Here is a 12,690-nt window from a genome sequence, read left to right as displayed (position 1 = left end):
CACCGCCTCTGACCTGGTGAAACGCGGAAACTAGGCACTCCACCCGCTCACACCAACCCGTAGAGGCGGCCACCTACGGCGGACGGATGAGCATGGAACGCGATGACCTTCCCACCCTGCGGGCGCTGGGCTTCGAAGACGAAGAGCTTCGGACGCTGGGGCTCTGGGAACCGGCCACGGGGGACCCTGACGAACTGGCAGAGGTGTACATCAGGCGCAGCAAGAAGCGCGACGACTTGGCCACTCTCCGGGCGCACGTCCGGGACGTTTGCCGTGCGGCTGCCACTGGGGGCACGAAGATCCGGCATGTCTGGTTCGAACAGCGCTCAGCAAGCAAGGCGCACGTACGGCGCGAGGAATTCGAGAAGGCAACTGCCGCCATTGTCGAAGGACTCAGCAAGACGCTCTATGTGTGGAAGCTGGACCGACTCAGCCGCCGGGGCATGGGCGCTGTTGGCCTCTTGCTGGACGAATTCGAGAAGCGCGGGGCACGGCTGGTCAGCGTTACAGAGGGGTTGGACAGTTCCCAGCGTGGGGCGCGGATGGTCATTGCCTTCTTGAGTGAGCGTGCCCGGGAAGAAGCCGCAGATATCGCGTTTCGCACGAAGGCAGGCGGAGACGCGCACAAGGCAGAGGGACGCTGGCCCGGGGGAGTAGTGCCCTACGGCCTCCGTTGCCCCAAGGGGACGGGGAAGCTGGAACACGACCCGGCGGAGTACCCGACAGCGCGCAGAATTGCTGAGGCACTGCTGAATGGCAACACCCCGGCGGACATTGCTGAGATGCTAAACAGCGAGGGAATCAAGACCCGTAAGGGCAAGCAATGGCGGGCACAGACCATCATCCATCTTGCGCAGTCACCTAGCTGGGCTGGACTCATACCGGACCGTGAACGCGCTAAGGATGAGTTCGGCAACCCGCTGGACAAGTGGCACCGTGGCGGCAATCCGCTCATGGGGCCGGATGGTCACCCCGTTAAGGCCGGGCAGGGGGTAATCAGCTTCGCGGAGCGGGAACAGATTCTCTCGAAGTTCGCCGCACGTTCCCGCCCTGGTACATCCATCGGGGACCGGACGCGTGGCAAGCGCAAGGCAGCAACGATCCTGACGGGTATTCTGCGCTGCCCGCGTTGCAAGGGACCCATGGGTAACGGCGGACGCAATTACCGGTGCCTAGCCCGGATCAATCAGGGGCCGTCTGTGTGCGAGGGAATCGCCACCATGCGTGAACGCGCTGACGAAGCCGTTGCAGTGATGTGGATCAACCACATTCTGTGCCTGTCGCCGGAATCACCCACCATTCAGGCCATTGCGCGACGCTGGCTGACCTATCAGGACCCCGCCAAGGAATCCCGTAAGCGGGCAGTCTCGGCAGCGCTGGACAACGCGGCAGGGCGTGAACTCAGGCTCCAAAAAGAGTTCTTTATCGGTGGAGGCATGGACGAGACGCTTTACGAGACTCTGCGCGCTGAACTCTCGGCACAGATCAGCGCACTGAAAACGGAATTGGCAGAGCTTTCGGAAGAAGCAGATCTCTCCCCGCTGATGGACCCCGAAGCGCTGGCTGGCCTTTGGCAGGTTGCCGGGATTGAGGGGCAACGCGCGCTCCTGCAAGCCGCATTGAAGAGTGTGACTCTGCTGCCACCGAAGTTCAGGGGAGACCGGACACCGATTATGGATCGGCTTGAGCCTGAGTGGCGTGACGACAGCGTTAACCCGGCGGCAGAATCCGCATGGGATAGGTGGGAAGAGCGCCGTACTCAAACGGCTGCCTGAGCCAAAAAATTGAATCGGCACCAGCCCGGCCGGACTTTGGCGAGTAGACCGGGCTGGTGTCCCTCTCAAGGGAAGGCACCAGGATATGACACGCGCGGAGTTCGAAGCCCGGCAGGAAGCCGAAGAGGCAGCCTGGTTCCGTGAGGTGGAGTGGAAGCGCATCGCACGTCAACTCGAAGCCCTGTACGGCGCTGTGAGGACCGGGGACGGCAGCGTACGAACGCGGGGCGCATAGGGCGGCTTGAGGCGCTGCAACAGGCACTCATGGGCTTCCCGGGGGCTCTTGCCGCGTAGCACCACCAAGCCCCGTCAAGCAGCAATGCCCGGCGGGGCTTTCTGCTGCCCTGCGAGCCTGGCTGAGGGGCTTTCAGGGCTCTGGACTGCCCGGCTACCGGCGACGGCGGACGGGGGCTCAGGGGGCCGCTCAGAGCCTTGAGGGGAGACAGCGGAAAGCGGAGCGAAAACCGGCCCTGTGTAGAAAGGTTTCTGACGCCCCATCGGGAAACCTTATCTGACCTGCATGAATGTAGTTAGTGTAGTAATGCACCTTCCCCGTATTCGGCTCTAGGAGTTCCTAAGCAATACGGCGACCCCACCCCAAATCTGCATTCCTACACTACAAGAATCGTCCGATTTTGCATTCTCGCGTGACGTGCACCACATTTAAATTTGAGCATTTCCGTATCTGTGCAGGTCGGCGGGCTATTAGTCGCGTGCCGCTAGGCACTCCACTCCCTAGTACCAGGGTGAAGGGGGAGTTAACCCCTCAGCGCGGGCGGCTACCACACCAGGCCCGTAGAACAGCCCCAGCTATGGGGGAGTATCCATAGCCATCAGACCGGCCTCCGGGCACGGGTTGAGCGATTGAAGGCGCGTGGTAGCCCCTTCTTTCACTCCCCGTGTCTGGGGGCTTTTCTCGTTTCCGCGCGTCGATACGCGGGCTACCACAAGAGGACTTCCACCATGCCTACGGCAGAGTATGAGTACAAGGCAGCGCACAAGCGCGTTGTTCAGGTCAAGGGACCGGCCAGCCACAAGCCCTGTCAGTTCTGCGGAACCTTCGCCGCTGAGTGGAGTTACAACCACCAGGACCCGGATGAGGTTTACCGGGATGGCTACCTGTGGTCTGAGAGCACGGCCTATTACATGCCTCTCTGCAAGCGTGACCACCGTGCCTATGACCGCGCATTCCGGCAGCACGGTAAGCCGGTCCTTGCCGCCGTTGCCGACGCGCTGACGGAAGCCGGACAACAGCGCTACGACGAAGAGCACAGGGGGGCTGTGACGGCTTCCACCTTCCACAGTTGGCGCGTGCGGGAAACGGCACTCGGCAACATCAGCCCCGAACAATCCGCCGCTCTTGCCGAGACTTCCGGTGAGCGCCACATTCCCCGAACGTCAGGCGCTATCTGAGACCAGGGCAGGGGGCTGAAATGGACATGGGGCGGCCCCCTGCCCTCCCTTTTCTTGAGCCGTGCCGAAAAAACCCTGAAAATCGAGCCGGCTGACCCCTCTCACCTAGGAAATTCGGAGTAATCCCAATGGATGCAATCGGAGCCTCACAGGCCGTAGACATTCTCGAAGACCACGCAATCGTGCCGAAGGATGAGCACGCGCGCTCTGAGCTTTTCGCCGCCCTTGCCGTGCTCCGCATCCTTGGCCTGGGTGGTGAGCATGCCGAATCTCACTGAGACTGACCGGAAGTACGTCGAGAAGTTCGCGCGCATTGTCGGTGAAGCTCTCGAAGAGTGCCCGAATGCGGACGCAAGCACAGCTCCTTTTCGATGCGTGCAAGGAAGTCAGCGATCCCAGCTTCATTCCGCTAGGCACCTTTGACCGTCTGCTACGCGCCACAGGCTACAAGCGCGCTGACCGGCGATACGGCAAGCGCTACATAGGACTTCGCCCCAAAAATCCAGCGCTTCACGACCGGGTTTGGTACCGGCACTGACCACCTCCGGAAATCCGTAGGTGCCACCTTCCCTTGAAAGGAATCGTCCCAATGACTGAAACCCCTTGGTACATGCGCACCGTTGACCCGGGTGCACTCGACACCAACGACCCTGAGCGCAAGCGCAAGCACCTTGAGTCCATTGCATCTTCCGCCAGCGCTGAGGGGGACGCGATGGTTTCGCACCTAAAGGCCGCTGAGGCGCGCGGAGTTGAGATTGACCCTTCTACGCGAATGGCCATGGGCTACGCGACGGTTGCCCGTAAGGCTGCCGCTCAGCTAGGCGAGACCGGCCAGCGACAGACCAGCGCGGGTGACGCTGACCTAACCCCTGAGCAGCGCATTGCGCGTGGCTACGGCACCAGCAACTGAAAGGGCACTAGACACCATGACCGCCATTGACCTTGAGAAGGTGCGTAAGGCCGCTGAGGCGGCTACCGCGAAGCTGGCTGAGGCTGAGGCCATTGAGGCCGCCCGGCAGGCTCAGAAGGCCACTGAGCGCCTTGAACGACAGCAGGAGAAGGACACTGCGTTTCTCGCCCAGTGGCAGACGCTTGACGAAGAGCTACAGGAAGTCGGCTCGAAGTCTGCCGCTGATGCCATCTATGAGGGTGCTGACCCGATTGCCGCTGTGGCTCACTTCTGGATAGAGCGTGCAAAGCGAAACGCTGTCCGTTCCCATGCGCGTAGCGCCTATTACCGGCTGCACGAGCAGCACCCTGACGACACATTCGCCCGGGATCTTCCGGAGCGAGACATGCGCATTGCGGACCGGCTTGAAGAGGCGATTGTCACAGCTTCCCGGCGGCACGGCTCTGATCTTGCGGACAAGCTAGCGGCTGAATGGCTGGTCCAGTAATGGCACATGACCTACTCGACCCGGGGCCGAACTACAACGGCCAGCCTGCTTACCTGGTTTGGCCCCGGGACGTGAATGGAGCCCCGTGCTTCGCTGACACGCAGAGTCCGGCGGACGTGGTCTTCCCTCAGCCTGGTGCAGCGCCGGTAACCCGGGGCACTGTCCGAATGCGAAACGCGCTGGTTGACCTGACGCACTATGACGCTGCGGGCAATCCGCTGACGCCTCCGACCATTCCGCTAGACGTGCTGCGGCAGATGTGGGCTGGCCACTATGGCTGATAGCCCGTTCTGTGAACTGTGCACGGAAGACGGTCTAGGCGTGGCAGCAGACGTGAACTGTTTCTATCCTCTGACGCGCGCTCAGCTCATAGCCCGGGGCGTTTCCCGACCGGATTCCCCGGGCTACCGGAAATCAATGTGCCTGGCTTGCTACCGGGCATGGATGCAGCGGTGATGATAGCTGCCCTGTGCGGGCCGGACACAGGGCAGCTCACCCGGGCTTCTATCTGCGACGACTGCCGTCGTCATCTAGGGCCGCTTGGGCCGATAGCACGAAATTGTCAAGATGCTGCACCAGGTCCGACGCCACTCTCTCGGCATGCCTTTCCACTCGCTGGCGCATGGCTTGCCCTTCTGGGATATTTAGCTTATGGATACTTGTAAGAATGACGGCAAGTTCCCAACTTAGGCGATCAATATTCATGGCAACACCGGTAACCTTTTTCGGCCCAGCCAGAGCCACATTGATTGCCTTCTCCTTGAGATCCCGGGCATCTTCCAACAGCAGGTTTCTATATTCCTCACCCAATTCGCTCAATAGGGTTTCTTCATCTAAACCACTGAGGGCAATGTGGCCGCGCATGACTGATCCGGCAGCGATAAGTTCGCGATAAGCTGCATATCGCGGCTCTCGCCTTTGCCTTCGATGTTCGGAACGCGCAGTGATGCGCGCCCCCTCTCTTTGTGCCCAGCCCGTGGCAAATGCCGCGCCGATCGTTGCTACTGAGCCTGCCAACGCGCCCAGCACTGCCGCCAATCCTGCATCCATGCCGACATCTTCGAGGTGAGCATTGCAGCTGGTCAAGGACACAGGCGCTCCGCACAAACTGTGCAATTAGCCATGCCAGGTTTTCCCCTCCCTGCGCTGCTCTGTGTCGGCAAGGGGGTCTCTCCCCGGGGTGTGCTACCGCAACCGGGCACCCTCAGCCGGCTGAAATCACCACCATTTCGGACCTGTGCCTTTGCTGCGTCGCAACTTCGCTGGCGCGTGTGCTGACGCTAACGAATCGCCTTATCTAGCAAGTACATGGGCTTTGTCGGCCAATCTGCGATCTGGCCGCTCAACGTGGCAGTAACGCCCCCCGTTTCGTCTCGCAATTCTGAGATCGATTCTGCCAGCTCCTGCAAGGAAAGCGTTCCCCAGGGGTCCGGCAGAAGTACGGTGTAGTGCCCGATGACTACATGGACACTGCTCAGGTTCTCTGGTTCTCTGACAATCATGATTGACCGAGTATTACTGTCAGCTTTGGGGTTGAATCCGATGGTTAGTGGAAGTTCTGTTAGTGAATCAGACTTCAACTGTGCGCGAATCGGATCAAGTGCCGGCCGAAGAATGTAGCGCCAGCCCAAGGCCGCGAATGCGGCCAAGTAGGCGGAGCGAATCCATGAGACATCCGCATGCTGAGGTGAAAAGCGCTCCGTCAGTGTGAAATTGAACTTCGGCGCTTCGCCCCGTTCAGATGCCTCGCGTAGAGCCCTTTCGTGGGCATCAAGCATCGCCGGGTCATTTCGTTTCGGGACCCCCTGCATGAGCCATCCTGTCCCGGAACTCTGCACCTCCCCTCGTACAGAGATGCCGTCAGCCAGGAATACAGCACGTACGGGTCGATTGGTTTCCTTTCCCAGCAAGAAGTTATGCACGTCCGCACGCCTTATTGCATGAGCGTCAAAATGTCGACCCGCATCGTTGTTGCAGCGCTTACACGTGAGCAGCATTCCCTTTCCGCCGAGCGCATCGGGTGGCACGTGTTCCGTGGTCAGCACTTTCGCTGCAATCGCTTCGAACGGATATGCGATCAAACAGCACGGGCACGCGTAGTAATCGTCTTCAGTGGTCGGCAGTCGATCAGCAAGCCGAAGTTGTTCGAGTGCTTGCCGGAAGAGTGGTGCGCCCTCACGGAACCACTGCTCTCGCTTGTCCATGCCTAGATTATGACTCGTCAGCAGGGTTTCGCGCTCCGCATTTCACCCAGACGACCGTCAGCACGGACCTACTAGCGCTCCCTGGGGGGCCACCCCCTCCCTCTTCCCTAGCTACTCGGCAGGGAGGAAAAAAGCTAGCGCCGCAACTGAAAGCCTTTGCGCGAGTATCAACGTGTGCTCGGCCTACGTCTGATCGTCACGCTCCCTGAGGAATGTTCGAAATCTCGATCTGCTTCTTCCTGATACATTCGTGACTCTACAATTCTCGACACGATCGCTTGCACCAGGATTTCATTAGCATCTCGGCGAGCCCTCAATCCGTTACCGAACAACACCGCTGAGGCGAAGACCCCGAGGAGCATCCATGGGGTCCAGTACCAAGCGATGATGGGCCATAGAGGAACCGAATAGAAGCCTACGTTCATACGGAAGTCAGCTTCAGCGTCGTATCGATCATGCTCTAGGTAGACGTCCAGATGGTTCGCAATCAGGCGCATTCTGATCTCTGTGAACTCCATCATTATTCTTTCCGTCAAGCTGCTGATACCTTCTCTAGAGGACGCGTCCCCTCTCTTCGTAAAGGCATTTGCAGAGAATTCATTCAGTGCAAACCTTGACTGGGCAGACAGGGTGGAAGATCGATGAGGGGCGATGTTTGGAAGTCTCAGCAGTTCCACAATGTGCACCATTTGGGTTGATGACAGACGCACGATATCGCCCACCAGATACAGCAGGAATGAAATCGCGGCCGTGACAGCCGCCCTACCGGAAACGTCACCCAAAGTGTAGATGCGCTCGATGAATCCCTGCGCTTCTGAACGGCTAGGTACGTGATCACCTATCAGAATCCATAGCTGAAACGCACACAGCACACCGAGAGCAAACGGCGTTCGGAGGTGCCGGAAGCCCGGCAGAAGACTTGTCAGCATGAGCGACATCATGCACGCAGCAACTCACCCTAGGGGGTGTTTCCCACAACTTGGCAGAGCTGGCGCAACGCATCAGACATCAACACGCCGCCACTCGCTGCCGCGCTGGGGACCTACGGGCCTCCTGCCTTTCCTGATGGCCCGTCAGGTTGCGGGAAGCGCATCAATAGCGGAGGTGATCAGCGAGCGCGCGTCAGCCCCATAGCACGCAATTTCGTGCAGATTCCCGAACGCCCGAACGTACAGCGCCACATCACTTGGCTGAGTTTCCTTGATGGCTGCCGACAGCGTTTCGACGTGCACGCGCTTGCCGTCAAAAATGGTGAACGTCTCAAGGGGCCATGATTCCCGGGAAGCTGTGAATGGGATGATTCCGAGCGAGACCGAAGGCAGCGCCATGACGGACAGCAGGTGCCCAAGCTGTGCGGCCATTACGTCAGGGCTTCCTATCCGGTACCGCAAGACTGATTCCTCAATCAGTACGGCGAATCGGTGGTCACCTTCGCGGACAACATGGGACCGGTTAATCCGGGCCGTTACCGCATCCGCCACATCGTCCGGCGTTCCCCGGAACTTTGCGATGGAAGTCAACAAGGCCGTTGCATACCCCGGGGTTTGAAAGAACCCTGGCACCACATTGGAGCAGTAGACATGGAATTGCCGTGTCTTCTCATAGAGAGGTACACCCGACTCCTGTAGACGCCTCAGGCCGGTCCGCTGTAGTCGCTTCCACTGGACGTACATGGAATCCGCCTGCCGGTTGGCAGCGATAAGGTCATCCGCCTGCCCCGGGGCACTGCACGCCGTGCACCAGGCTCGAATATCCGCATCACTAGGGGGTGTCTTCGCATGCTCGATGCGTGACGACTTTGACTCACTCCACCCGCACCGAACAGCCAACTCACGCGCCGTGATCCCCGCATCTAGCCGCATTTCGCGGAGCCGACCGGCTATGGCTTCCCTCGCCTCTTGGGCGCGGGACGAAGGAGACGACGACATGAGTTAGCTGTCCGTTGGTGCTAGATGGTGTATTCGCTGTGTGGAATAGCGCGCTGCCAGATCTCCTCAAACGCCGTGGCGCACAGTTTCAGCGTCATGGCATCAGTGCTGAGTTCATCCGTGACGTGGTTCCCATTCCCTGCAAAGTGATGGATGCGGAGTAGCTTTCCATCGAACAGCCAGAAGTCATTTGCGGGCACCAGGAAGCCGTCTGCCTGACTGCGTGGCAACCAGCGCACCTCTTCGCCAGCAATGACGTTGGCCTGTGTCGCGTAGTGCTCCCAGCGGATGTATTCGCTGACAGGCTCCGACACGATGCGGGCACGTCGGATGACCACGCCGCGCGCTACGGCATCCGCAACCGTCTGATGGAACGGGTGCCACCAGGATTCGCGGTCATCCCAGTCAACGCGCTCCCCACGCTGCCAGGCTTCTAGCCGGGGGTTGCTGCCGTAGTCATCCCGCATTTCCAGATGCACGGCGGATTCCGTGGTGTTGGCCAGTAGCTCACTGAACGGCGGAACGCTCGACTGCATCACACGCTTCCCTGATCATCGGCACCATGCGCGCCGGAATCCTGATGACCTCTTCGCTGTCCGGGATCGTTCCGTGAGCCGGGCTGTTCGACTCACAGGCGGCACGGAGTTCAGCACTGGCCTTCCATCCCTGCACCACCAGTTCCCCCGCCTCTTCGTCAGCCCAGACGGTAGGGCAATGCTCAAGATCAGTGTCCGGGTCGATCCCGACGAACCGTAGCGCCATGTGAGCCTCCGTCAGTACGCGGTTTGCTTCGACTTGCACAGCCATCCTCCCTTGCTGGCGTGCCTGGTCAAGACCGCCTGCAAAGTAATTGACGTGCAAGTCCATGCAAGTTGATGGAGTACGTAACTCCCCCGGTCGTTGACTGCACGCAGATGGCAGGGAAGTGATGCAGGGGGTTGGATGTGAGCGATCCGAAGACCTATCCGAGTGCTCCGGTTGAGCTGCCGTTGCGGCTCGGTGATCTGGAACCGACACCCGTGGAAGGCTGCGCGAGTTGCACGGAGCTTGCGAAGGTCCGGGATTGGGCGCGCGCGGGCAATGATCAGACCACCGTGACTGACTGCAACGTCCTCTTGGCACGGCACCCCGAGGGACACGGATGACCACCGCCCCGGAGCGTTTACGCGTCACCGCCGGGCGAATACCTCAACCCCGTAGGTCTGTAAGACCGGATGCGGCGCATCATCCGAAGCCACGCGCCGGACGAACGGGCGGAGAAGAACCCTGGTCCCTGTGGAAGCACGGTGATCTGTGCGGGTGCTGCGCTGGACTCCGTGAAATCTGGTGTGACGGCTGTTGCGGATTCGACGGGTGCGCACTCTGCGGATGGACGTTCAAGCGCGCCTGCCCCGCCTGTGTCGGTGGGAATGCGGAACCTATCCGCTGGTGAGACTCCGGCGCGCTGAGGACGGCTATCAAGGCTCAGCGTGTCGGCTACCCCGTCTGTGCGTCTCCCGTGGCGCATGGGCGGGGCTTCGTGCTGACTGGTCATAGCCCCTGGTCAGGGCTTCGCGGTAACCTGTTGTTCCGTTGGTTCACGCCCACCACAGGGCGAAGAACACCATCGCGTAGTCGACGATCCCCTGGCCCGCGTGCCCCTCGGCGACGGAGTGCACCAGTTCGATGCCGGCCTGGGCGACGGCCACGACGAAGCAGAGGTCGAAGAAGAGCTCCAGCGGCGAGGCCGTCCGGTGCACCTCGTCGCGGCCGCGGGCCCGGAGCCTGCGCAGCGGTCCCCGGCCGCCGGTCACGCCGGAGGGGACGGGCGGGGGAGCGGGGCTGGACGTCATGCGTCCCAGCACAGCAGAAGGCACCGGGAATGTCTTCGCGACCGTACCCTGGTCGCATGAGTACCGTCCCCGGCCCCGAGCCGCGCGAGCCGAAGCCCGCGCTGGTCTTCGACGACCCGCTCGACCAGCAGTCCTCCGACGACACCGACCGCGGATGGGGCGAGCGCACCGACTCCGGCGGCAGTGCGGCGGACCTCAAGCGCTTCCTGGACGAGAAGCCGCCCCACCACATCTGAACCCGCCGGGCCACCGCCCGTTGTGCGACCGGCCGGGCCACCGCCCGTTGTGCAACCGGCCGGGCCACCGCCCGTTGTGCAACCGGCTTGGCCACCGTCCGTTGTGCGACCGGCCGGGCCGCCACCGCCCGTAGCGCTCGTCCGGCCCCCCGCAGCGCCGCTACTGCCGGTCGTGTCCCGAGCCGCGCTGGGCGACCAGGGCGTCCCGGATCTCCTTCAGGACCTCCAGCTCGGTCACCTCGATGATCTCCTGCGTGCCCTCCTTGGCCTTGCGGCGGGCCTCCTGCCGCGCCAGGTACTTCGCCATGGGCAGGACCATCAGGAAGTAGACGACCGCCGCGGTGATCACGAAGCTCAGGGTCGCGCCCAGTACGGAGCCCCACAGGATCTGGATGCCCTGCTCGCCCTCGCAGGTCGAGCTCAGGCACGAGCTGTAGTGGTCGAGGTTCTTGGTCCCGATGGCACCGACGACCGGGTTGATGATCCCCTTCACCACGGCGTTCACTATGTTGGTGAAGGCGGCACCGATCACCACCGCCACTGCCAGATCGACGACGTTCCCGCGCATCAGGAAGGCTTTGAAGCCCTGCAGGACGCTCGACTCCTTCTTCTCGCTCACCTCGGGGCATCTCCTCACACGAGCAGCTTGTGGAACAAAACGCTCCGCAACCTACGTCAATGCCGGCCCGCACCGAGCACCTGGGTCCCTCCAACGAAGGGCGTGACGGCGCCGCCACCGTCATCACCGCGCCGGACACGACCAGGCCGGACAGGACCAAGCCGGACACGACCAGGCCGGACAGGACCACGCCCGTCACCACAACGTCACCGCCAGTCGTCCGGTGGCACCGGCACCGGCCAGCCGCGCGGCGACGGCCCGCGGCACCGACAGCACGACCAGCGCCCCGCTGTCGCCCGCGCCCTCCACCGGCTCCGGCACCTTCGTGACCCTGGCCCCGCGCGCGACCACCCGGGCATCGCCACCCGGCACCGCCCCCTCCGCGGCGATGACGTCGACCCGGTCACCGGGCCGCAGCAGCCGCACGGTGGCCGCGTCGGAGATCCGGACCGGGGCGGTCACCGGCCCAGCGGCGCGCCGCGGGTGTGCGGGCTGCCCGCCGGACATCGTCGCCGTGTGCGCGGGAGGCAGGGTCCGGGGATGACCACGGGCCCCGTCGGTATCGCGTGGACCCGCCGCCACGAGCGCCGTCGCGGTGACCGCGAGCCCCACGGCCACCGCCCGCCGCCGGTGCCGGACGAGCCGGCCGGAGCGGTGACCGCCGCGCACCCGTACCGGGTCGAACCGCGGAACCTCACGGGTCGCGGGCACCTCCGCCCCGGGCGGGCCCGAGGCGAGCGACCAGGAGGGAGAAGAGGACACGAGCGAGGAACGAGCGAAGGGCACGGAGACCACCACCTGCGACGAGGGACCGGCTTGCGCTCCCCACGATGAGGCTTCGCACCACCGCCCGCTCAGGCCTGTGGACCCACAACCGGCCTGGGGACAACTCCCTCACCCGAACGGGACGTTCCCCCGCCCGCGCCCGCCCCGAGACGCCCCGTTCGCCCGTGAAACGTCCCTCCCCCGAGGAGTGCCCCCCCCCGCCCACGGCCCCGCCCCGAAACGCCCCCCGCCCCGGAACGCCCCGCGCCACAGAGGTGCCAGAGCAGGAGCCGCCGGAGCCGCCACAGCAGGAGCCGCCGGAGCCGCCACAGCAGGAGCCGCCGGAGCCGCCACAGCAGGAGCCGCCGGAGCCGCCACAGCAGGAGCCGCCGGAGCCGCCACAGCAGGAGCCGCCGGAGCCGCCACAGCAGGAGCCGCCAGACCCGCCACAGCAGGAGCCGCCGGAGCCGCCACAGCAGGAGCCGCCGGAGCCGCCACAGCAGGAGCCGCCGGAGCCGCCA

At 62.8% G+C, this 12,690-nt stretch carries 13 protein-coding genes and 1 pseudogene; 5 read left to right on the top strand and 9 right to left on the bottom strand.

All coding sequences use genetic code 11. The annotated features are described in order from the left end of the window. The first annotated feature begins 86 nt into the window (after window positions 1-86). From ACZ7EG_RS15325 to ACZ7EG_RS15310, 4 genes are all read left to right on the top strand, one after another. Window positions 87-1,775 carry a recombinase family protein gene (locus ACZ7EG_RS15325; RefSeq protein WP_471077702.1) on the top strand — a complete coding sequence of 563 codons (1,689 nt, stop codon included), beginning with the start codon at window positions 87-89 and terminating at the stop codon, window positions 1,773-1,775. 963 nt (window positions 1,776-2,738) lie between these two features. Further along, on the top strand, window positions 2,739-3,188 hold the full coding sequence (locus tag ACZ7EG_RS15320) for a hypothetical protein (RefSeq protein WP_471077699.1): 450 nt from the start codon (window positions 2,739-2,741) through the stop codon (window positions 3,186-3,188). Window positions 3,189-3,777: 589 nt separating this feature from the next. Beyond that, complete coding sequence (locus ACZ7EG_RS15315) at window positions 3,778-4,098, top strand: hypothetical protein (RefSeq protein WP_471077696.1); 321 nt, start codon at window positions 3,778-3,780, stop codon at window positions 4,096-4,098. A 16-nt stretch (window positions 4,099-4,114) separates the two neighbouring features. Continuing rightward, a complete protein-coding gene (locus tag ACZ7EG_RS15310) occupies window positions 4,115-4,585 on the top strand; it encodes a hypothetical protein (RefSeq protein ID WP_471077693.1) in 471 nt (156 codons plus the stop codon). A 504-nt stretch (window positions 4,586-5,089) separates the two neighbouring features. Here ACZ7EG_RS15310 and ACZ7EG_RS15305 read toward each other — a convergent pair. The 7 genes and pseudogenes from ACZ7EG_RS15305 to ACZ7EG_RS15275 all read right to left on the bottom strand — a co-directional run. Continuing rightward, the gene (locus ACZ7EG_RS15305; RefSeq protein WP_471077690.1) at window positions 5,090-5,671 is read right to left on the bottom strand and encodes a hypothetical protein; all 582 of its coding nucleotides are present in this window, start codon (window positions 5,669-5,671) and stop codon (window positions 5,090-5,092) included. A gap of 194 nt (window positions 5,672-5,865) precedes the next feature. Continuing rightward, window positions 5,866-6,789, bottom strand: a complete 924-nt coding sequence (locus ACZ7EG_RS15300; protein WP_471077687.1) for an HNH endonuclease — start codon at window positions 6,787-6,789, stop codon at window positions 5,866-5,868. A 167-nt stretch (window positions 6,790-6,956) separates the two neighbouring features. After that, entirely contained in the window at window positions 6,957-7,718 is a 762-nt protein-coding gene (locus tag ACZ7EG_RS15295) for a hypothetical protein (RefSeq protein ID WP_471077684.1), read from the bottom strand. Between the two features lie 144 nt (window positions 7,719-7,862). Next, window positions 7,863-8,717 carry a helix-turn-helix domain-containing protein gene (locus ACZ7EG_RS15290; RefSeq protein WP_471077681.1) on the bottom strand — a complete coding sequence of 285 codons (855 nt, stop codon included), beginning with the start codon at window positions 8,715-8,717 and terminating at the stop codon, window positions 7,863-7,865. A 20-nt stretch (window positions 8,718-8,737) separates the two neighbouring features. Continuing rightward, a complete protein-coding gene (locus tag ACZ7EG_RS15285) occupies window positions 8,738-9,253 on the bottom strand; it encodes a DUF6879 family protein (RefSeq protein WP_471077678.1) in 516 nt (171 codons plus the stop codon). Continuing rightward, window positions 9,225-9,479, bottom strand: coding sequence for a hypothetical protein (locus ACZ7EG_RS15280; protein ID WP_471078792.1), 255 nt, complete (start codon window positions 9,477-9,479; stop codon window positions 9,225-9,227). The genes ACZ7EG_RS15285 and ACZ7EG_RS15280 overlap by 29 nt, the downstream gene beginning before the upstream one ends. Before the next feature lie 818 nt (window positions 9,480-10,297). Next, a pseudogene (locus tag ACZ7EG_RS15275) lies at window positions 10,298-10,549 on the bottom strand (low temperature requirement protein A); the annotation flags it as partial. 56 nt (window positions 10,550-10,605) lie between these two features. On the opposite strand from ACZ7EG_RS15275, the gene ACZ7EG_RS15270 reads away from it, so the two are divergent. After that, window positions 10,606-10,785 carry a hypothetical protein gene (locus ACZ7EG_RS15270; protein WP_053675926.1) on the top strand — a complete coding sequence of 60 codons (180 nt, stop codon included), beginning with the start codon at window positions 10,606-10,608 and terminating at the stop codon, window positions 10,783-10,785. 160 nt (window positions 10,786-10,945) lie between these two features. Here ACZ7EG_RS15270 and mscL read toward each other — a convergent pair whose 3' ends face one another. Both mscL and ACZ7EG_RS15260 read right to left on the bottom strand, forming a co-directional pair. Then, window positions 10,946-11,404, bottom strand: a complete 459-nt coding sequence (gene mscL / locus ACZ7EG_RS15265) for a large conductance mechanosensitive channel protein MscL (RefSeq protein ID WP_344464226.1) — start codon at window positions 11,402-11,404, stop codon at window positions 10,946-10,948. A gap of 195 nt (window positions 11,405-11,599) precedes the next feature. After that, entirely contained in the window at window positions 11,600-12,190 is a 591-nt protein-coding gene (locus ACZ7EG_RS15260; protein ID WP_471077674.1) for a hypothetical protein, read from the bottom strand. Window positions 12,191-12,690 lie beyond the last annotated feature (500 nt).

The sequence above is a fragment of the Streptomyces sp. NPDC037100 genome (assembly GCF_055606225.1).
This window is presented reverse-complemented; position numbering and strand designations above follow the sequence as displayed.

Coding starts and splice junctions, on each gene's coding strand:
- ACZ7EG_RS15290 (WP_471077681.1), bottom strand. CDS start 8,717: ATGTCGTCGTCTCCTTCGTCCCGCGCCCAAGAGGCGAGGGAAGCCATA.
- ACZ7EG_RS15295 (WP_471077684.1), bottom strand. CDS start 7,718: ATGCTGACAAGTCTTCTGCCGGGCTTCCGGCACCTCCGAACGCCGTTT.
- ACZ7EG_RS15300 (WP_471077687.1), bottom strand. CDS start 6,789: ATGGACAAGCGAGAGCAGTGGTTCCGTGAGGGCGCACCACTCTTCCGG.
- ACZ7EG_RS15270 (WP_053675926.1), top strand. CDS start 10,606: ATGAGTACCGTCCCCGGCCCCGAGCCGCGCGAGCCGAAGCCCGCGCTG.
- ACZ7EG_RS15315 (WP_471077696.1), top strand. CDS start 3,778: ATGACTGAAACCCCTTGGTACATGCGCACCGTTGACCCGGGTGCACTC.
- ACZ7EG_RS15310 (WP_471077693.1), top strand. CDS start 4,115: ATGACCGCCATTGACCTTGAGAAGGTGCGTAAGGCCGCTGAGGCGGCT.
- ACZ7EG_RS15325 (WP_471077702.1), top strand. CDS start 87: ATGAGCATGGAACGCGATGACCTTCCCACCCTGCGGGCGCTGGGCTTC.
- ACZ7EG_RS15280 (WP_471078792.1), bottom strand. CDS start 9,479: ATGGCGCTACGGTTCGTCGGGATCGACCCGGACACTGATCTTGAGCAT.
- ACZ7EG_RS15320 (WP_471077699.1), top strand. CDS start 2,739: ATGCCTACGGCAGAGTATGAGTACAAGGCAGCGCACAAGCGCGTTGTT.
- ACZ7EG_RS15285 (WP_471077678.1), bottom strand. CDS start 9,253: ATGCAGTCGAGCGTTCCGCCGTTCAGTGAGCTACTGGCCAACACCACG.